Source organism: Janibacter sp. GXQ6167 (assembly GCF_041365945.1).
Lineage (GTDB): Bacteria > Actinomycetota > Actinomycetes > Actinomycetales > Dermatophilaceae > JBGFSK01.
On record NZ_JBGFSK010000006.1, the window covers coordinates 204,688 to 224,297 of the forward strand.

A 19,610-nucleotide genomic window follows, 5' to 3' on the forward strand; every position below is an offset into this window, starting at 1 on the left:
GCCGATCGTCCGGGCCCGTTCGCTCGTCATCAGCGCGCGTCGGCCTCGATGGCGGGAGCGGCGGGCTTGACGGTGGCGGGCCACCAGAAGCGGTCACCGAGCAGCGCCACCGCCGCGGGCACGAGCATCGTGCGCACCAGCAGGGTGTCGATCAGGACGCCGAGACCGACGATCAGACCGACCTGCGCGAGCAGCACCAGCGGTAGCACCCCGAGCGCGGCGAAGACCGCCGCGAGGACGATGCCCGCACTCGTGATCACGGCACCGGTGCGCCCGACCGCCTTGACCATCCCATCGCGGGTCCCGAGCCTGCGGGCCTCGGCCCGAGCCCGGTGCACGAGGAAGATCGTGTAGTCGATCCCGAGCGCCACCAGGAAGAGGAAGGCGATGAGCGGCACAACCGAGTCCAGCGCCGGGAAGCCCAACACCCGCTCGCTGAGGAAGGACCCCAAGCCCATCGCGGCCACCGCGCTCGCGACGTTGAGGCCGAGCAGGACGATCGGGGCGACGACGGAGCGCAGGAGGAAGAAGAGGACAACCACGTTGACGAGCAGGACGAGCGGGACGATCACTCGCAGGTCGCGCGAGGCGGCGTCCTGAGCGTCGAGCGTTGTCGCGCTCCCGCCGCCGACCAGCGCGTTCGCGTCGGGCACATCGTGCGCGGCGGTCCGCAGGTCACGGGCCAGGTCGAGACTCTCCGGGGTGCCCGGAGCGGGCGCCCCGATCACGGTGATGCGCGCGATATCGCCGGTCGCCTCACGCGGCGGGATGACCTGGTCGACGCCGGGGACCCCTTCGACCGCAGTGGTGACCGCTTCGACGTGGGCCGGATCGGTGACGACGTCGAAGGGGGCGGCCTCGCCAGCGGGGAAGTGCTTGCTCATCGTGACCAGGCCCGTCGCGGACTCAGTGTCGCCGCGGAAGGAGTCTTCTTGGCTGAGGCCCACCCGGGTCCCGATGAGCCCCGAGGCGAGGATCGCGAGCAGGGCGAGACCGCCGCCGAGAACGGCGACCGGACGCTTCACCACATGCGCGGCGATCCGGCCCCAGATGCCATCGGAGCTGTCATCGCCGTCACCGGCTCGCGGGATAAACGGCCAAAAGACGCGGCGTCCGCACATCACGAGCGCGCCGGGCAGGACGAGCAAGATCGCGACGAGCGCGACGAGCAGGCCCGCTGCGGACGTGAGGCCCAGACCGCGGGTGCTCGGGACGACGGCGAGGAGGAGGGTCAGCAGCGCCAGGACGACGGTGAGGTTGCTGGCGAGGATGGCAGGCGCGCTGCCGCGCCAGGCACGGCTCATCGCGACGCGGTGATCCTCTTCGACCCGCAGTTCTTCGCGGTAGCGCGAGATGAGGAGCAGGGCGTAGTTCGTCCCAGCACCGAAGACGAGGACGCTCAAGATGCCGGCGTCGAAGTCCAGACCCGACAGGTTCCCAAGACCATCACCGACGCGCCCGGCGACCTGGTCGGCGAAGGCGACGACGGTGAGCGGGACCAACCACAAGATGGGGGAGCGGTAGGTGAGGAGCAGCAAGATCGCGACGATGCTGACCGTGACGAGCAGCAAGGTGATGTTCGCTCCGTCGAAGGCCGAAGCGATGTCGGCGCCGAAGGCGGGTCCGCCGGTGACCACGACGTCGAGACCAGCGGGAGGGTTGTCGGCGATCGCGGCGCGCACGGCCTTGACCGTCTCGGCGTCGTCGGAGAGTTCGGCGCCGAGCGTTACCGGCAGCGCGACCATCGCGGCCTGACCGTCTTCACTCGGTCGCGGCGGCGAGGCCTCATGGCCGGTCTGCTCGCCGAGCTGCTGGCCCAGGGTGCGCAGTTCGTCCAACTGGGCCTCGGTGATCTTCTCGCCCGAGGTCGGGGTCGCGACGAGGAGGACGGGCGCAACGCCACTGTCGGGGAGCTTCGCGAGTTCGGCGGCGACGACGGCGGCCTCAGCGTCGGTCGGGACGCCGTCGCCACGCGGGGGTGCCTGCACGGTCGCGAGCGCGCCCATCACGATCGTCGCGATGAGGATCCCGAGGAGCACGCTGGCGCGGGCACCCCACTTCGAGGTCAGTTTCGTCGACAGCCGCTGCGGCCAGGTGGGGCCGCCTTCGGGGTGGTCGCGGTGGGCTCGAGGATCTCTGGTGGGGGGCGCAGTAGTGGTCACCTATCTAGGAGACCGCGAAGGCCAGGTCCGGCACATCGCGCAAATGGCCGGACCTGGCCTCCATCGTTTGGTTGAGTGACGGCCCTTCATCGGGAGCCGAAGGGGTCAGGGGGCCTCCGCTGACGACGCCTGGCGGGCGTTGGCCCGGGCCGCCCGGGCGACCTGGGTGGCGCCGAGCAGACCGAGGAGGAGTGCCGCCGCGGCGGCGAGCACAACGAGCCGGGTTGCGTCGGCGAAGCCCGCCGACAGCGCGTCGACGACCTGCGGTCCGAGCGCGCCCAACTGCCCGTGCGTGCCCTGTGCGGCGAGGCCGTTGATCGCTCCGCCAGCCGAGGAGGCCGTCGATTCGGCGAGCCCCGCTGCCGCGTTGCTCGGGAGCCCGCTCACCTCGGCCAGACGTGCCGGGAGATAGTGGCCGAGACCGGCGGCAAGGACCGCTCCGGCGAGCGCGCTGCCGAGCGCCGAACCGACCTGGCGCACCGTGCTCTGAGTTGCCGATCCAGACCCCGACTCGGCTGGCGGGACGGTCGACAGGACGGTCGAGGTGAGTTGGGCCGAGGCGAGCCCGAGGCCGACGCCGTAGACGACCATCGGAGCGGCGACGAGCCAAGGCGAGGCGTCCGGGCGCACGGCGAAGGCGGTCAGGGCGACGCCGACAACTTCGAGCCCGAGCCCGAGGACGACGACGCCGGGGGCACCGAGACGAGCCGCGAGGTGACGGGCCTGGGCGCCGGCGATGAAGGCGCCGATCGCCATCGCCGCGAGGACCCACCCTGCCTGCATGATCGTGAGGCCAAGGGCGTTGACGAGGTAGAGCGGCAGGGCGAAGACCAGCGCAAACTCGCCGACCGCGACGGTCATCGCGGTGAGGTTGCCCCACGAGAAGGTCCCGTAACTAAAGAGGTGCAGGTCGAGGATCGCCGAGCGCTGGACGCGGGCACGGTGCCGCTCCCAGATGATGAACAGGCCAATGAAGGTCAGGCCCATCGCGATCGCGACGGGTACCGGCGAGAGCGGCGCGGTGGCGGGCCAGGTCACTCCGGCGACCGTGAAGTCGCGAAGGGGGCGCCACCAGCCGAGGTCGGAGCCTTCGATCAGGCCGAAGACGAGCAGGCCGAAGCCGAGCGCGCTCGTCAGCAGACCGTCGACATCCATCCCGCGCTTAAAGCCGGAGCCTCGGGTCTCGGGGACGACGAGGAAGGCGCCGATCACGACGGCGACCCCGATCGGGACGTTGACGTAGAAGATCCAGCGCCAGTCGAAGGTGGTCGTGAGCCAGCCGCCGAGAAGGGGGCCGACCGCGGCCATGCCCGCCATCACCGCGCCCCAGACACCGAAGGCGGCGGCGCGGTCCTTGCCGCGGAAGGTCGCATTGACCGACGACAAGCTGGCCGGCAGGACCATGGCACCGCCCACCCCCTGCAGGGCACGCGAGGCGATCAGGGCACCCGCGCCATCGGCCATCCCGGCCATGACGGAGCCAACGACGAAGACGACGACGCCGATCGTAAAGACATTGCGCCGACCGACCCGGTCGCCTAAGCGGCCGAAGGAGAGCAGCAGCGCGGCGAAAACGACCGCGTAGAGGCTGTTGACCCACTGGGCGTCGGTGAGGTTCAGGTGCAGGTCGGTGATGATCGCGGGCAGCGCGATCCCGACGATCGTGCCGTCGAGCACGATCATCGACAGGCCCGCGGCGAGAACCCCGAGCCCCCACCAGCGGCGGGGGTCGGGGGTGGTCGCGAGGTCGGGGGCCGGGGTGGGGGTGCTCATCGTTCGTCGCTCGCGCTGACCGGCGACAGAGTCGGAGCGGACGTGGCCGACCCTGCGGAGGCCTGCTTCACGGCGGCCCCGATGGCCATCAGCAGCAGGATCAGGCCGAGGGTGATCGTGATGTGGCCGAGCCCCGAGATCCCCGCGATCGCGGGGCTATCCGCGGCGGCCGATCCGAGGACCTGCAGTGACCCCTTCACCGTGAGCATGATCGAGGTGAGCGCCGCACCGGCGGTGTAGGTCCAAAAGCCCGCGGTGAAGTTCTTGAACTCATCGATCCGCAAGGTCGCGACGAGCGCGAGCAAGATCAACATCGTCATCGTGCCGAGGGTGAGCGCGTGGGTGTGGAGCAGGGCGAGCTGGGTGCCCCCATCGACGCCTTGCGCCTTGGTGAACTCTCGGTAAAAGAGCCCACCGATCAGACCAACGGCGGTCCAGGCCACAGCGGCTCGATAGATGGTCTTCAGCATGGATTGCGCTCCTCAGGCGGTCGGGGCTGCGCCTCTTATGAGACGCACTGTCGCTAAGATCGAGCGTAGTCCGAAACGGTCGGCCCGTCCCTGGTCCGAGCATCAACCGTTCGGTGGATTCCGACGAGAAGGGAGCCGCATGCCGCGGATCCAGGCCGCCACGGTGGCCGAGCACCGGGAGCACGTGCTGTCGCGTATCGCTCAGACCGCCGAGGCCCTGGCGCGCGAAGGGGGAGTGTCGGCGGTCACCGCGAGCGCCGTCGCCGCGGGCGCCGGCATCGCCCGCAATAGCCTCTACCGCTACGTCTCATCGGTCCAAGATCTGCACGCGATGGTGGTGCAGCGCTATTTGCCGTCCTGGGCCGCCGCAGTGGGCGATGCCGTTGCGGCAGAGGACAACCCGTCCGACCAGGTCCTGGCCTGGGCGCGCGCCAACCTGGATGAGGCAGCGGCGACCGGCCACGCGTGGCTGGTAGCCCTTGGGGCGGGCCTTGGCGAGACCAGCAACGACGAGGTCGCGAAGGCCCATGGAGATCTGGGGCGCCTGCTCGCTCGCGCCTGGCAGCAGCTCGATCCGCAGCGTGCCCCCCTTCTGACCGAGATGACGCGGCGCCTCGTCGATGCGGGGATGGCCCGGATTGACGCGGGTGATGACCCGATCATGGTGTGCGAGACCGTCCTTGGCGCCGTGCGCCACCTGCTTGTCACCACGGTGGATAACCCGGGGTCGGGAGGGGCGAGCGCATAGGCTGACCCGGTGCCCAACGTCGATGACCTCCTCCGCCTCGCGGTCGCCGGCGTCGGCGGCACCGAGCGTCCGGGACAGGTCGAGATGGCCCGCGCCGTTGACGAAGCCCTGCGGGCCGAGGAGCACCTGCTCGTCCAAGCCGGCACGGGGACCGGCAAGTCGCTCGCCTATCTCGTCCCCGCCCTCGTTCACGCCCAGCGCAGCGGCCGCCCGGCGGTCATCGCCACGGCGACCCTCGCCCTTCAGGCACAGATCGTCGACCGCGACCTACCCCGCCTCGCCGAGGCCCTTCGCTCCGAGTTACGGCGCGAGCCGAGTTATGTCCTCGTCAAGGGTCGGCGCAATTACCTCTGCGCGCACAAACTGGCCGGAGGATTCCCCGACGACGACGGCCTGATCGAGGTGGGCGAGGTCGACAGCGAGGCCGGCTGGCTCGGCAAGGAGATCGTCCGCCTGCGTGAGTGGGCCGACGAGACCGAGTCCGGTGACCGGGACGAGCTCGTCCCCGGAGTGAGCGGGCGAGCCTGGCGGCAGGTGTCGGTGAGCGCCCAGGAGTGTTTTGGGAGCCGCTGCCCGATGGTCTCGGAGTGTTTCGTCGAGCGTGCCCGCGAAGCGGCCAAGGACGCCGACCTGATCGTGACCAACCACTCCTTCATGGCGATCGATGCCTTTGAAGGGCGTGCGCTCCTGCCCCCGCACGATGTCCTCGTGATCGACGAAGCCCACGAACTCGTTGATCGGGTGACCTCGACGATCACCGATGAACTCACCGTGGGCGCGATCCAGGGCGCCGCTAAGAGGTCACGCTCCCTCGCCGGGTCGACCGAGGCCCTCGATGACGCCGCTGCATCCCTCGAGACCGTCCTCGCTGGCGCTCCCGAAGGGCGCCTCACAACCGGCCTGCCGGATGCCCTCGTCCTCGCCCTGCAGCAACTGCGCGAGGCCGTGCGCGGCTTGCAGTCCGAACTCAAACCGGAGAAGGGGGCCGAGCCCGACGGCAGCCGCCAGGTCGCCCTCGCGGCCCTCGACGAACTCGACGACACGGCCGCGCGCATCCTCGACGAGCGCGAGCTCGACGTGCTGTGGGTGAGCCGAGATGAGCGACGCGGCACCGTCTTGCGCGTGGCGCCGATGAGCGTCGCGATGCTCGTGCGCGATCACATCTTCGGGGAGCCGGCGAGTGATGACCCCGACGCCGAAGGGCGACCGTCGCGGACCGTGGTGATGACCTCGGCGACCCTCGAGCTTGGCGGGACCTTCGACGCTGTCGCGGGCACGGTCGGGCTGCGCGGACCCGAAGCCCCGGCGTGGCGAGGGCTGGACGTCGGCTCCCCCTTTGACTATCCCGCCCAGGCGATCGCCTATGTCGCGCGCCACCTCCCTCCCCCCGGTCGCGATGGGCTCGCGCCCGAGACCCTCGATGAGATGGAGGCGCTAATCCGGGCCGCGGGTGGGCGCACGCTCGGCCTCTTCTCCTCCATGCGCGCCGCCCGTCAGGCGAGTGAGGAGATGCGAGAGCGCTTTGGGGATGAGTTCCCGATCCTGTGCCAGGGTGAGGATCAGGTCACGACGCTCGTGCGCCAGTTCGCTCGCGAGCCGCAGACCTGCCTCTTCGGCACCCTGACCCTCTGGCAGGGCGTCGATGTGCCCGGCTCGTCCTGCCAGCTCGTCCTCATCGACCGGGTCCCCTTCCCGCGGCCCGACGACCCGCTCGCCTCGGCGCGCAGCCAGGCGATCGCTCGCCGGGGCGGCAATGGCTTCATGGCGGTGTCGGCCACCCATGCCGCCCTGCGTCTGGCCCAAGGTGCGGGCCGGTTGATCCGCCGCGCGGACGACCGGGGCGTCGTGGCCTTCTTGGACAGCCGAATGATGACCGCGCGGTACGCCCCCTTCCTGCAGCGCTCGCTGCCCCCCTTCTGGCCGACGGTGGATCGCGAGTTGGTGCTCGGCGCCCTTCGTCGTCTCGACGAAGAGGCCCCGCCGCCGGTTGTCGTGGCCGATCCGTTACCGCGTCGGTGACGCCGCTTCCACCCGCGGGCGGGTTGGCGAGCGTGTAAGGGGTGTCAAGCGGCTGATCCGTTTCGCGGGCGGAGGTGAGCGACATGTCCCAGTTCAGCATTCTCTCGATGCGGGCTGACACGTCGGCAGATGGTTCCGCTGGAACTGGCTTCATCGCCACCCGCACGAGTTGGGTCTCCGGCTCACGGTTCGAGGTGCGAGCGCGCCGCCACGTCGGCCACGATGGCGACCAACCCGAAAGAGGAGACCGCGTGAGTAGTACGGCTGAGGACTTCGAGGCGTGGGTCCGCCGGGCTCGTCCCGGTTTGCTGCGGACGGCGGTGTTGCTCTGTGGCGGCGATCATGGTCGCGCTGAAGACGCGGTCCAGGAGACCCTGGTCAAGGTTGCTGAGCGTTGGCGGAGCATCGTCCGCGGCGGCGATCCGACGCCATATGCACGCACGGTCCTCTACCGGCTCACCGTCGATGACTGGCGGCGCCGAGCGCGGCGTGCGGAGACTCTAGGCGAGGTCCCGGACCGTCCGATCCAGCGGGATGAGACCTCCGCGAGCGACGAGGCGCTGGTGCTGCTCGAGGCCTTGGGTCGTCTGACACCCCGCCAGCGGGCCGTGCTCGTGCTCCGCTTTTACGAGGACCTCACTGAAAGGCAGGCGGCGGTCGCCCTCGGCTGCTCGGTGAACACGATCAAATCGCAGTCACGTCACGCGATCGAAAGGCTCAAGGTGTTGGCGCCAGAGCTCATCGACGCGTTGGCACCCTCCGAAACGGGGAGCACGTCATGAGATCCATTAACGAACTGCTCGCCAGTGCTGCCGACTCGCACGGGCCTACATCCAGGTCTGACCACGAGGTCGCCGCCGCCGCCTGGGCGCTCGGCCGTCGTCGAGCCAGGGGGCGGATGGCCGTCACCGTCGCCGCTGCTGCGGCCATCGTCACCGCGATCGCCGTGATTGTTGCGCCCTTGTTGCCCTCGTCAGGAGCGCTCGCCCCCGCCGATGGGACGGTGACCCGGGTCGGCGTCGCTGGATACCCAGAACGCATTGAGGAGCCATGGCTTGTCCGGCCCATGCCGCAACGACCCGGGCCGGTGGCGATGGCCTACCGCTGGAGCGACGCCGATCGCCAGCGCTCGGCGATCCGGGTCGTGACCGAGCAAGGGACGGTTTTCGTCGTATCGGGCACCGAGCGGCCTCTGGCCGACCTCGGGCCAGCGTCACCGCCGACCGTGTCGGCAGACGGGACGGTCCTGGCCTACTTCACCGACGCGAAGGGGCCGTATGTCATCCACGACCTCGTCACGGGCGAGCGCCGCGAGTACCCCTCGGTCAAACCTGCCGGGAAGGACTGGGTTAATGGCACGGCGCAAGTGGGCTGGATCAGCCCGGACGACCGCACGGCGATGGTTCAGATCGTCGACGGAAGCACTACTGGGGTGGTGCTGAACCCCGACGGATCGATCGATCGTCTCCCCGCAGCTGCGTGTCCTGAAGGTCCGGCTGCCTGGCTGCGCGATGATCAAATTGTCTGTTTCGAGGTGATTGGCGACGCCACCACTGCCCGGATCGTCTCGCCTAAGGGTCAGGTCCTCCACGAGCAAATACTCACCGAACCGAAGGGAGTGATCGCCGGCGGGCTGTCGGGGCGCCAGCCGGAGCAGCGGGGAGCCCTCGCCGACGGCGGACGATCCCTGGACCTGTTGGTCCTCGACGGAGGGGTCTCGGGTGAGGCAGCGGTGATCCGCTACGCCATCGACGGGATGGAACTGCGGTCGCCGAAGCCGGTCGGCTACCTGGGATCGAACGATGGCTGGCTGGGAGTCTCCCGCGATGGCCGAGCGGTGATTCCGTGGGGGTGGGTAGACCGCCGCGCCGGTCAGGAACCGTCGTCCGCGGCTGGCCAGGGTGACGGGGGTGTAACTGGACTCTCCTATGCCTCCGCGACCCCCACGGCTGCGGGGCAGGGAGCTCCGGGCATCGATGTGCGTCCCCCCTGGGTCGTGATGGACCCCCGCCTGGGCGTCCTGAACACGACGACCTGGGCCTCCGATGCCCTTGCGGGCGAGGGTCATTCATCGGTCATGGGCACGAGCGACAACTGGTTCTCGTGGTGGTGGCGAGAACTAGTCGCTGCTGGCCTCGCGCTCGCCGTGCTCGCCGTCGTCGGTGTCAGGGTGGGACGAAGAAATGGCGTCCGAGCCCGGGCTCGCGACCGGAACCTGGGGATCGAGGGTCGGGGGGCTCCTGCCGAGGAATGAGTTGTGCCGAGCCGCCGTTGCCCCCTGATGTGTTGATTGAAATCTGGTCCGATGTCATCTGCCCCTTCTGCTATCTCGGTCGGCGCAACCTCGAGCAAGCCCTGGACGGGTTTGAGCGCCGCGACGAGGTGGAGGTCGTCTGGCGCAGTTTCGAACTCGACCCCACCTCCTCGCCCGACCCGCAAGGTCCTCTCGTGGACGCTCTCGCCAAGAAGTACGGAATGAGTCGCGAGCAGGCCGTCGCGAGCCAGGAACAGATCGCGGCCGCGAGCGAGGCCGTCGGACTCACCTTCAACTGGGAGCAGGCGCAGCCGGTCAACACCTTCGATGCGCACCGGTTGATTCACCTTGCGGCGAAACATGGTCTCGGGAGCGAAGCCGATGAGCGCCTGAAGCGCGCGTACTTCTCCGACGGCGAGGTCGTGAGTGACCACGAGACTCTGGTGCGGCTCGGCGCCGACATCGGGCTGCCGGAAGACGAGGTACGCGAGATGCTTGGTAGCGACCAGTTCGCCGATGCGGTGCGCGGCGATGAGGCGCAGGCACAGCAGATCGGGGTGAGCGGCGTCCCCTTCACTGTCCTTGATCGGCGCCTGGCCGTTAGTGGCGCGCAACCCCCGGAGGTCTTCACCCAGGCGCTGCAGCAGGCCTTCGCCGAGAGCGCTTAGATCCCGCCGGTGGCGGCGCCGGGGTGGTTCCCGGGGCCGCTGTCAGTGGCTCGTGGCAGGCTGGCGCCCGTGACCGTGACCGAGACCGTCGACGTCCAAAGCCGGGTCCCCCCGCTCGTGTTGATCAGTGGACCGGAGGAGATCCTCGCCGAGCGAGCCCTCGAGCAGATCCTCGCCGACCTCAAGGTCGCCGCCCCGGAGACCGAGGTCGTCTCGGTGGTGAGCGCCACCTACGAGGCGGGGGATCTGGCGGTCCACGCGAGCCCGTCCCTCTTCGGCGAGGACAAGGCCATCGTCATTGAGGACCTCCACGAGGCTCCGGATGCGCTCCAACAGGATCTCCTTGCCTACCTCCCGCACCCCGAGGACGGCATCACGCTGATCGTGCGGCATGCCTCCGGTAATCGGGGCCGGAAGGTGCTCGACACGGTCAAGAAGGGGGGAGCGCGGGTCTTCGACGCGCCGGCGATCAAATCGGATCGGGATAAGACCGATTTCGCGACCCACGAGTTCCGCCGGGCACGGCGCAAGGCCACACCTGGGGCGATCCAGGCCCTGGTCGAGGCCGTCGGCAAGGATGTGCGCGAACTCGCATCGGCCTGCCAGCAGCTCGTCGACGATACGACCGGTCTGATCGACGAAGGGGTGGTCGAGACCTACCACGGGGGCAAGGTCGAGGCGACCGGCTTCAAGGTCGCCGATGCCGCCGTCGCCGGCAACGCCGCCGAGGCGCTGCGCTTGCTGCGACACGCCATCGCGGTCGGCGTCGACCCGGTCCCGATCGTCGCCGTCCTCGCGCAACAACTCCGTCAACTCGCCAAGGTCGGGGGAGCGGGGCGCGGGCGCTCCGGTGACCTCGCCCGCGAACTTGGGCTCGCGCCCTGGCAGGTCGACAAGGCACGCCGCGCCCTGCAGGGGTGGGACGGGCAAGCCCTCGGGCGCGCGATCCAAGCCGTCGCCGCCGCCGACTTCGACGTCAAGGGCGGCGGGCGCGACCCGGTCTACGCGGTCGAACGCGCCGTCCTGACGATCTGTCGCGAGCACGGGAGCTAGCCGGACCGCGCGTTTTGCCCGCGCCGTCTGATCGCTGGTACCTTGGTCGCTTGCGTGCGCGCTTTAGGTCGTGCGCGCATCGCAGAGCAGTACCCAGGAAACCTCTCTTCGAAACGGTATCCCCACGCCGGTGTCCCGAGAGGTCCTGCCGCCCTCTAGGCACCTATCGACCAACGACTGAAAGAACTACCTGTGGCGAACATCAAGTCCCAGATCAAGCGGATCAAGACCAACGCGGCGCGCACCGAGCGCAACCGTTCGGTGAAGTCGGAACTGCGCACCTGGATCCGCAAGACCCGCGAGGCCGTCGAGGCTGGCGACAAGGACAAGGCGACCGATGCGCTGAAGACCGCGTCGAAGAAGCTCGACAAGGCCGTCTCCAAGGGCGTCATCCACAAGAACCAGGCCGCGAACAAGAAGTCGCGTCTGGCCAAGAAGGTTGGCGCGCTCTAAGCGGCCCAAACCGCTCTGAGAAGGGGGCCGATCACCGCGAGGTGATCGGCCCCCTTCTCATCTATCGACGTCGATTTGCGTGAGGTTAGCCTTACCTCATAGCGTCGCCCACGTTGCCGCCCACCGTTGCCGTCGATAGGGACGAACTACCGCCATGAGGATCACCCGCGCGCTCGCCGCGTTGACCACCGCCACCGCCGCGCTCGCCCTCGCTGCCTGTGGCTCCAGCGCCGAGTCCGGCGACGCCGCGAGCGACGAGGCCCTGGTGATCTACTCGGGCCGCAACGAAAAGCTCGTCGGCCCCCTTCTTGACGACCTGGAAAAGGCCGTCGGTCACAAGGTCGAGGTGCGCTACGGCGACTCCGCCGAGATGTCCGCCCAGATCCTCGAAGAGGGCGACGGCACCAAGGCCGACCTCTTCTTGAGCCAGGACGCTGGCGCCCTCGGTGCGCTCGCCAAGGAAGGGCGCCTCGCGACCCTCGGCCAGTCCGTCACCGACGCCGTCCTGCCGGGCTACGCCGATGAGGACGGCCGCTGGGTCGCGACCTCGGCTCGCGCCCGCGTGGTGGTCTACAACCCGAAGAAGGCGCCCGAGGTCGAGAAGATGACCACCATCGATGAGGTCGTCGACTCGTCGTACTCCGGCCGCGTCGGGGTCGCTCCGACCAACGCCTCCTTCCAGTCCTTTGTCACCGCCTTGCGGGTCGTCGACGGCGAGGACGGCGCGAAGGAGTGGTTGAGCGCGCTGAAGGACAACAAGCCGACGATCTACGAAAAGAACGGCGCGATCCTCCAGGGTGTTGAGGACGGCGAGGTCGACCTGGGCCTGATCAACCACTACTACTGGTACGAGCTCGTCGCCGAGAAGGGCGCTGACCAGGTGACCTCCAAGATCCGCTTCCTGAACAGCGACGACCCGGGCGCCCTGATCAACGTCGCCGGCGTCGGCATCATCGAGGGCACCGAGCAGTCCGAGGCCGCCCGCAAGGCCGTCGACTACCTGTTGTCGACGGAGGGCCAGACCTACTTCGCTGACACGACCGCGGAGTACCCGGTCGTCGAGGGCGTCACCTCGACCAAGCACGACCTGCCCCCGCTCACCGAGCTCAAGGGCTCCACGGTGGACCTCAACGACCTCGACTCCCTGCCCACCACCCTTGACCTGCTGAACCAGGTGGGCCTGACCTGAGTTCCTCCGCTCTCACGCCACAGCGCGCCCGGATCCGGGCGCGCTCGTGGCGTTGGGCAAAGGGGGGAGCGCGGACCCCCTTCTCGCTGATCCTCCCCGCCCTCGTGGCTGCGGGGATCGCGCTGCTCCCGCTTGGCTATCTGGTGGTCCGCACCGTCGAGGCGGGCGGACCCCGGGTGCTGGAGATCCTGTCGCGGAACCGCACGATCGAGTTGATCGGGCGCAGCCTCACGCTCACGATCGTCGTCNCGCTTGGCTATCTGGTGGTCCGCACCGTCGAGGCGGGCGGACCCCGGGTGCTGGAGATCCTGTCGCGGAACCGCACGATCGAGTTGATCGGGCGCAGCCTCACGCTCACGATCGTCGTCACCGCGGCGAGCCTGATCCTTGGGACCTGCGCGGCCTATCTCGTGACCCGCACCGACCTGCCGGGGCGTCGGGTATTTGCGGTGCTCCTCGGCCTGCCGCTGGCGGTGCCGAGTTATGTCGCGGCCTTCACCTGGCTCACCACGGCGCCGTGGGCCCGCGGTCTCCTCGGCGCGAGCATCGTCCTCACGCTCGTCTCCTATCCGTATGTCTACCTGCCGGTCGCGGCCGCCATGCGCCGGGTCGATCCGGCGCAGGAAGAGGTGGCGCGCTCGTTGGGCTGCGGGCGCTGGGGCGCCTTTCGCCGGGTGACCGTGCACCAGGTCCGCCCTGCCGCGGCCTCCGGTGCGCTGCTCGTCGCCCTCTACACCCTGAGCGATTTCGGGGCCGTGTCCTTGCTGCGGGCCGAGGTCTTCACTCGGGTGATCTACACGAGCTACACCGCGAGTTTTGACCGCACCCCGGCGGCGGTCTACGCCTGCCTCCTCGTCGCGATCACCGTCGTGATCACCCTGGGGGAGCGTCGCGCCCGGCGCGGTGTCGAAACTGCGCGCGTCGGTGCCGCGGTCGCGGGGACCCAACAACCCGTCCGGTTGGGCCGCTATCGCTGGCCGTCGCTCGCTGGCGTCGCGGCCCTGCTGATCCTCGCCCTCGGGGTACCCCTTGGGGGGCTGGTGCGCTGGGTGAGCGTCAGTGTTAGCGCCGGGATCGACACCGAGCGGCTCGTGCGCAGCACGCTCGCGACGGTCCAGTTCTCGGCGCTCGGCGCCCTCGCGTGCACCGCGCTCGCCGTCCCGGTCGGGATCCTCGCGGTGCGGTATCGGACCCGCTTCTCCCGCGCCGTGGAGACCGCGACCTGGTCCGGCCACGCGCTGCCCGGGATCGTCGTCGCCCTCTCGCTCGTCTTCTTCGGGGTGCGGGTCGTGCCCTCGCTCTACCAGCAGACCCCCCTTCTCGTCGTCGCCTATGTCGTGCTCTTCCTGCCCGCCGCGGTCGGAGCGGTGCGGGCATCGATCGCCCTCAGCCCCCCGGTGCTCGAAGACGTCGCACGCTCCCTGGGGCGCTCGCGCGGCGGGGCGTGGCGCGCCGTGACCCTGCCGCTTGCTGCCCCTGGCATCGCGACCGGTGCGGCGCTCGTCATGCTGACCTGCGCGAAGGAGCTCCCCGCGACCCTGCTGCTCCGCCCGACCGGCGTCGACACGCTCGCGACGAGCCTGTGGACCCAGACCTCGGTCGCCGCTCACGGCGAAGCGGCGCCCTACGCGGCAGCCCTCGTCCTGCTCGGGATCGGCCCGACCGTATGGTTACTGCGCACCAGTGGCGCGCTCGCCACCAAGACCACGACGCCGAAGGGGGATTGATGTCCGACGTCGTCCTGACCGGCGTCAGCAAGTCCTATGGCGCGAAGCAGGTCCTGCGCGAAGTGGACCTGACCATCCCCACCGGAGACCTCGCGGTCCTGCTTGGCCCGTCGGGGTGCGGCAAGACCACCTTGCTCCGAGTCCTCGCTGGCCACCTCCACCCGGACGCCGGCGAGGTGCGCGTCGGCGGGCGCCTCGTGGCGGCGCCCGGGACGCATGTGCCGCCGGAGCGCCGGGGGATCGCGATCGTGCCGCAGGACGGGGCACTCTTCCCGCACCTTGATGTGGGCGGCAATGTCGGCTTCGGGCTCACGGGTTCGAAGGGGGCCAAGCGAGCGCGGGTCGCGCACATGCTCGACCTCGTCGGACTGCCTGGTCACGAGGGCGCCCACCCGAGCCAACTCTCTGGCGGGCAGCAACAGCGCGTCGCGCTGGCACGTGCTCTCGCCCCCGAGCCCTCGCTGGTCCTGCTCGACGAACCCTTCTCGGCGCTCGACGCCGCTCTGCGAGCGTCCGTGCGCGTCGATGTGCGGCGGGCCCTGCATGATGCGGGCGCGACCGCGCTGATGGTGACCCATGACCAGGAGGAGGCCCTGTCGATGGCCGACTCGGTCGCCGTCATGGAGCAGGGCGAGGTCGTCATGCACGCCGGCCCGGAGCAGCTGTACGCCGCGCCTGCCACGCTCGAGGTCGCCCGCTTTGTCGGAGACCTGGTCGAGTTGCCGGTCCGGGATGGTCGGACGGTGCTCGGCCCCCTTCCGAGCGATGTCACCGCGCCGAGCGGGCCCTCGATCGCCACCATTCGTCCCGAGCACCTGCGGATCGGGCCGGTCGGGTCGGGGGTGCCGGGGACCGTGGGCGAGGTCCGATATTTCGGCCACGACTCGCTCGTCGAGATCGTCCTCGATGCCGGGTCCTCACTCGCCGTGCGCACCCTCACCCCGCCGGTCACTGGCGCGCGCGTCGCGATCAGTCTCGACGGCCCACTGCGGGTGTTCCCGAGCGAGCCCTGACCCCCGGAACTTCCGGATTTCTCCTGGAGTTCCGCGGGAATCGCGGAGTTTCCGGAGACTTCGCCGCCTCGGGCGACCCTGTCACCGCGGCGAGCGCGCACGACGCGCCGTCTTCGGGCGGCTCATGGGAGGATGAAGGGCGCGCTGATCCCCCTTCCGCGGGGACCGCGCCCACCGATTGCCCAAGACGACGACCGACGAGGTACTCCTGCGTGTCACCCATGGCCACCACGGCGCTGCCCCCGAGCGCGACGCCGCCGGAGCAGATCCGCAACTTCTGCATCATCGCCCACATCGACCACGGCAAGTCGACGCTGGCGGACCGGATGTTGCAGATCACCGGCGTCGTCGAGGCGCGCCAGATGCGGGCGCAGTACCTCGACCGGATGGACATCGAGCGCGAGCGCGGCATCACGATCAAGAGCCAGGCCGTGCGGATGCCGTGGACGACCGAGGAGACCGGGGTCGTCGCGCTCAACATGATCGATACTCCCGGCCACGTGGACTTCACCTACGAGGTCTCCCGCTCGCTCGCGGCGTGCGAAGGGGCGGTCCTGCTCGTTGACGCCGCGCAGGGGATCGAGGCGCAGACCCTCGCCAACCTCTACCTGGCGATGGAAAACGACCTCACGATCATCCCGGTCCTGAACAAGATCGACCTGCCCGCCGCGCAGCCCGAGAAGTACGCCGCCGAGATCGCGGGCCTGATCGGTTGCGATGCCTCCGATGTGCTGAAGGTGAGCGGCAAGACCGGCGAAGGGGTCGAAGAGCTCCTCGCCGCGATCGTCCACCAGATCCCCCCGCCCGTCGGTGACGCCGACGCCCCCGCGCGAGCGATGATCTTCGACTCGGTCTACGACAACTACCGCGGGGTCGTCACCTACGTGCGGGTCGTCGACGGTGAGCTCAGCCCGCGCGAGCGGATCGCGATGATGTCGACCAAAGCACACCACGAGCTGCTCGAGATCGGCGTCATCTCGCCCGAGATGGTCCCGAGTAAGGGCCTCGGCGTCGGTGAGGTGGGGTACCTCATCACCGGCGTGAAGGACGTGCGCCAGTCCAAGGTCGGCGACACCGTCACCTCGGCGGCCTCGCCCGCAGCCGAGGCGCTCGGGGGCTACCAGGACCCCAAACCCATGGTCTTCTCCGGGCTCTACCCGATCGACGGGTCGGACTACCCGGACCTGCGCGACGCGCTCGACAAGCTCAAGCTCAACGACGCGGCGCTGGTCTACGAGCCGGAAACGTCGGCGGCGCTCGGGTTCGGATTCCGCTGCGGCTTCCTTGGCCTGCTCCACCTCGAGATCGTGCGCGAGCGACTGGAGCGCGAGTTCAACCTCGACCTCATCTCCACCCAGCCCAACGTGGTCTACGAGGTCGTCATGGAGGACGGCTCGCACATCGAGGTGACGAACCCGAGCGAGTTCCCCGGAGGCAAGATCGCCGAGGTGCACGAGCCGATCGTCAAGGCCACGATCCTCGCGCCGAGCGAGTTCATCGGCGCGATCATGGAGCTCTGCCAGGGCAAGCGAGGCCAACTCGGCGGCATGGATTACCTCTCGGAGGACCGCGTCGAGCTGCGCTACACCCTTCCGCTCGCCGAGATCGTCTTTGACTTCTTCGACCAGCTGAAGTCGCGCACCCGCGGGTACGCCTCCTTGGACTACCAGGAGGCGGGGGAGCAGGTCGCCGACCTCGTCAAGGTCGACATCCTGCTCCAGGGCGAGACCGTCGATGCGTTCAGCGCGATCGTGCACAAGGACAAGGCGTATGCCTACGGCACGATGATGGCGACCAAGCTGAAGGAACTCATCCCGCGCCAGCAGTTCGAGGTCCCGATCCAGGCCGCCATCGGCGCTCGGATCATCGCCCGCGAGAACATCCGCGCAATCCGCAAGGACGTCCTCGCCAAGTGCTACGGCGGTGACATCTCCCGCAAGCGCAAGCTGCTCGAGAAGCAGAAGGAGGGCAAGAAGCGGATGAAGAACATCGGGACCGTCGAGGTGCCGCAAGAAGCCTTCATCGCGGCCCTCTCCTCCGACGACTCCGGCGCCAAGGACAAGAAGTAACCCCCTTCCCGCCCCCCCTTCGGCCGTCTTTGCTTAAGCACGTCCTCGTTGCTCATCCTCCAGGGTGAGCAACGAGGCGTTGCTTAAGCAAAGTCAGGAAGGGAGGGGGCGGGGCGGCGGAATGCGGGGGGTTGGCGGGGCGTTAGTTGAATCATGAAGAAGATTGGCTTCCTGTCCTTTGGTCACTGGAGTGACTCGCCGCACTCGGCGACCCGCTCTGCCGCCGATGTCCTCACCCAATCCATCGAGCTCGCGCAAGCGGCCGAAGAGGTCGGTGCGGACGGCGCGTACTTCCGCGTGCACCACTTCGCACGCCAGCTGGGTTCGCCCTTCCCGCTCCTTGCGGCGGTCGGCGCGACGACGAGCCGGATCGAGATGGGCACCGGCGTGATCGACATGCGCTAGCTTATATCGCGGTTGCAACACTCGTTCACGTAAGCTTGGTTGCATGGTTGAACTGGTATCGCTGAGGAAGACGAACGAGGTCGCCGCGTACGTCCGCGCCTCGATGGATCGCAAGGGCGACCGGTGGACGGTCGAGACCCAGTTGCGGAAGATCAGGGCTCTCGCCGAGGCCAAGGACTGGGAGGTCGTCGAGGTCTACGACGACAACGCTGTGTCGGCGACGAAGAAGCGCCGCGCTGGCACCCGGTGGGCCGAGATGCTGGACGACGCCCGCGCGGGCAGGTTCTCGATGGTCGTCGCCGTGGACATGGACCGCCTCCTGCGCAGCACGAAGGACCTGAACACGCTGATCGACCTCGGCCTGCGCGTCGTCACCGTGGACGGCGAGATCGACCTCTCGACGGCGGACGGCGAGTTCCGGGCGACGATGCTCGCCGCTCTCGCGCGGTTCGAGGCGCGCCGCAAGGCGGAGCGTCAGATCAGGTCGAACGAGCGCCGCCGCGCCGAGGGCATCCCGGCGTCCTCCTGGAAGGCGTTCGGCTGGACGAGGGAGGGTGAGCTGATCGAGGCGGAGGCCGACGCCGTACGGCGGGCCTTCGATGCGTTCCTCGGCGAGCCGTCGCTGTCGATCCGTCGCATCCGCGAGGACCTGAACAGCGCCGGTCATCTGACCGCGCGCGGGTCGGCGTTCTCCGTCGATGCCGTGCGGTACCTGCTGGCGAACCCGCTCTACGCTGGCTACATCAAGCACTACGCCTCGGGCGAGCTGTACCCGGTGCAGGGCGACGCGTTCCCGCCCATCGTTGGCGAGCAGACGTGGCGGGCCGCGGTGGCAAAGCTGGAGGACAACGTGCGGAGGTCGGCGAGGCAGGGCAACCAGCCGAAGTACCTCCTGTCCACGATTGGCCTGTGCGGGAAGTGCGGCGCGACGCTCGTCTCGGGGACCAACAGCCGCAAGCAGCCGACGTACCGCTGCGGCGAGCAGTTCCACCTCACCCGCCAGCGCGAGCCCGTCGATGCGATGGTCACCGAGGCGGTGCTCACCCGCCTGTCGTCGGTGGACGTGCACGACCTCGTGATGCCGCAGGAGGACGACGGGCCGGACCGCGAGGCGCTGCTGACCGAGCGGAACGCTCTGGTCGAGCGCGTCAAGGAGCTGAGCCCGCTGCTGCTGGACGTGCGCCAGCCCGTCCTGGAGATCACGGAGGCGATCAGGGGCGGAAAGGCCCGCATCGACCAGATCGACGCGGAGATACTCGACCGCTCGGTGTCGGTGGCGGCGAAGCTGCTGGGGGACGTGGACGAGTCGCTCGGCACCATGGAGCGCCGGGAGGTCGTCGAGTCGAAGTGGAAGGCCTTGGACATGGACCGCCGCCGGATGCTCGTGGACGAGCTGGTAACGGTGACCATCGAACCCATCGCGCCGGGTCACGTGAAGTTCGACCCCGACCTCATTCGAATAGAGCCGCGTCGCGACTGACACGCGAGTCGACTCGTCAGCGTAATGCCTCATGTCAATATGCCCGCGAAAGGTTGTCGATGCCTCACATAGTTTTGCCCGCGAAGCTTATGCGGTTTTGACGCGGATGCCTCGGCGTACGTCGGGC

15 protein-coding genes and 1 pseudogene are annotated in these 19,610 nt (G+C 69.0%); 13 read left to right on the plus strand and 3 right to left on the minus strand.

All coding sequences use genetic code 11. The annotated features are described in order from the left end of the window. Nucleotides 1-29: 29 nt before the first annotated feature. From AB8K43_RS11045 to AB8K43_RS11055, 3 genes are all read right to left on the minus strand, one after another. Nucleotides 30-2,162, minus strand: coding sequence for an MMPL family transporter (locus tag AB8K43_RS11045; protein WP_370894252.1), 2,133 nt, complete (start codon nt 2,160-2,162; stop codon nt 30-32). A 105-nt stretch (nt 2,163-2,267) separates the two neighbouring features. Beyond that, nucleotides 2,268-3,935 carry a DHA2 family efflux MFS transporter permease subunit gene (locus AB8K43_RS11050; protein ID WP_370894253.1) on the minus strand — a complete coding sequence of 556 codons (1,668 nt, stop codon included), beginning with the start codon at nt 3,933-3,935 and terminating at the stop codon, nt 2,268-2,270. After that, the gene (locus AB8K43_RS11055) at nt 3,932-4,405 is read right to left on the minus strand and encodes a DUF2871 domain-containing protein (RefSeq protein ID WP_370894254.1); all 474 of its coding nucleotides are present in this window, start codon (nt 4,403-4,405) and stop codon (nt 3,932-3,934) included. Before AB8K43_RS11055 ends, AB8K43_RS11050 begins: the two co-directional genes overlap by 4 nt. Before the next feature lie 139 nt (nt 4,406-4,544). Between AB8K43_RS11055 and AB8K43_RS11060 the strand changes: the two genes are divergently transcribed. The 13 genes and pseudogenes from AB8K43_RS11060 (at nt 4,545) to AB8K43_RS11120 (ending at nt 19,483) form a co-directional block, all read left to right on the plus strand. Beyond that, complete coding sequence (locus AB8K43_RS11060) at nt 4,545-5,153, plus strand: TetR family transcriptional regulator (protein ID WP_370894255.1); 609 nt, start codon at nt 4,545-4,547, stop codon at nt 5,151-5,153. 9 nt (nt 5,154-5,162) lie between these two features. Next, nucleotides 5,163-7,172: an ATP-dependent DNA helicase gene (locus AB8K43_RS11065; protein WP_370894256.1), complete on the plus strand. Its 2,010-nt coding sequence runs from the start codon at nt 5,163-5,165 to the stop codon at nt 7,170-7,172. A 251-nt stretch (nt 7,173-7,423) separates the two neighbouring features. Further along, nucleotides 7,424-7,954: a SigE family RNA polymerase sigma factor gene (locus tag AB8K43_RS11070; protein WP_370894257.1), complete on the plus strand. Its 531-nt coding sequence runs from the start codon at nt 7,424-7,426 to the stop codon at nt 7,952-7,954. Beyond that, nucleotides 7,951-9,426: a hypothetical protein gene (locus tag AB8K43_RS11075; protein ID WP_370894258.1), complete on the plus strand. Its 1,476-nt coding sequence runs from the start codon at nt 7,951-7,953 to the stop codon at nt 9,424-9,426. The genes AB8K43_RS11070 and AB8K43_RS11075 overlap by 4 nt, the downstream gene beginning before the upstream one ends. After that, nucleotides 9,423-10,094 (plus strand): DsbA family oxidoreductase, encoded by a 672-nt coding sequence (locus tag AB8K43_RS11080; protein WP_370894259.1) that lies wholly within the window; start codon nt 9,423-9,425, stop codon nt 10,092-10,094. Before AB8K43_RS11075 ends, AB8K43_RS11080 begins: the two co-directional genes overlap by 4 nt. 69 nt (nt 10,095-10,163) lie before the next feature. Then, nucleotides 10,164-11,147: a DNA polymerase III subunit delta gene (holA, locus tag AB8K43_RS11085; protein ID WP_370894260.1), complete on the plus strand. Its 984-nt coding sequence runs from the start codon at nt 10,164-10,166 to the stop codon at nt 11,145-11,147. A 192-nt stretch (nt 11,148-11,339) separates the two neighbouring features. After that, the gene (gene rpsT / locus AB8K43_RS11090; RefSeq protein WP_370894261.1) at nt 11,340-11,600 is read left to right on the plus strand and encodes a 30S ribosomal protein S20; all 261 of its coding nucleotides are present in this window, start codon (nt 11,340-11,342) and stop codon (nt 11,598-11,600) included. Between the two features lie 154 nt (nt 11,601-11,754). Beyond that, nucleotides 11,755-12,789, plus strand: coding sequence for an extracellular solute-binding protein (locus AB8K43_RS11095; RefSeq protein WP_370894262.1), 1,035 nt, complete (start codon nt 11,755-11,757; stop codon nt 12,787-12,789). A gap of 104 nt (nt 12,790-12,893) precedes the next feature. Next, a complete protein-coding gene (locus tag AB8K43_RS11100; RefSeq protein ID WP_370894263.1) occupies nt 12,894-14,516 on the plus strand; it encodes an ABC transporter permease in 1,623 nt (540 codons plus the stop codon). Beyond that, nucleotides 14,516-15,529 (plus strand): ABC transporter ATP-binding protein, encoded by a 1,014-nt coding sequence (locus AB8K43_RS11105; RefSeq protein ID WP_370894264.1) that lies wholly within the window; start codon nt 14,516-14,518, stop codon nt 15,527-15,529. Before AB8K43_RS11100 ends, AB8K43_RS11105 begins: the two co-directional genes overlap by 1 nt. 221 nt (nt 15,530-15,750) lie before the next feature. Next, nucleotides 15,751-17,598, plus strand: coding sequence for a translation elongation factor 4 (gene lepA, locus AB8K43_RS11110; protein WP_370894265.1), 1,848 nt, complete (start codon nt 15,751-15,753; stop codon nt 17,596-17,598). A 153-nt stretch (nt 17,599-17,751) separates the two neighbouring features. Beyond that, nucleotides 17,752-18,000 (plus strand): annotated as a pseudogene (locus tag AB8K43_RS11115) (LLM class flavin-dependent oxidoreductase); the annotation flags it as partial. 46 nt (nt 18,001-18,046) lie between these two features. Continuing rightward, complete coding sequence (locus AB8K43_RS11120) at nt 18,047-19,483, plus strand: recombinase family protein (protein ID WP_138572852.1); 1,437 nt, start codon at nt 18,047-18,049, stop codon at nt 19,481-19,483. Nucleotides 19,484-19,610: the final 127 nt, after the last annotated feature.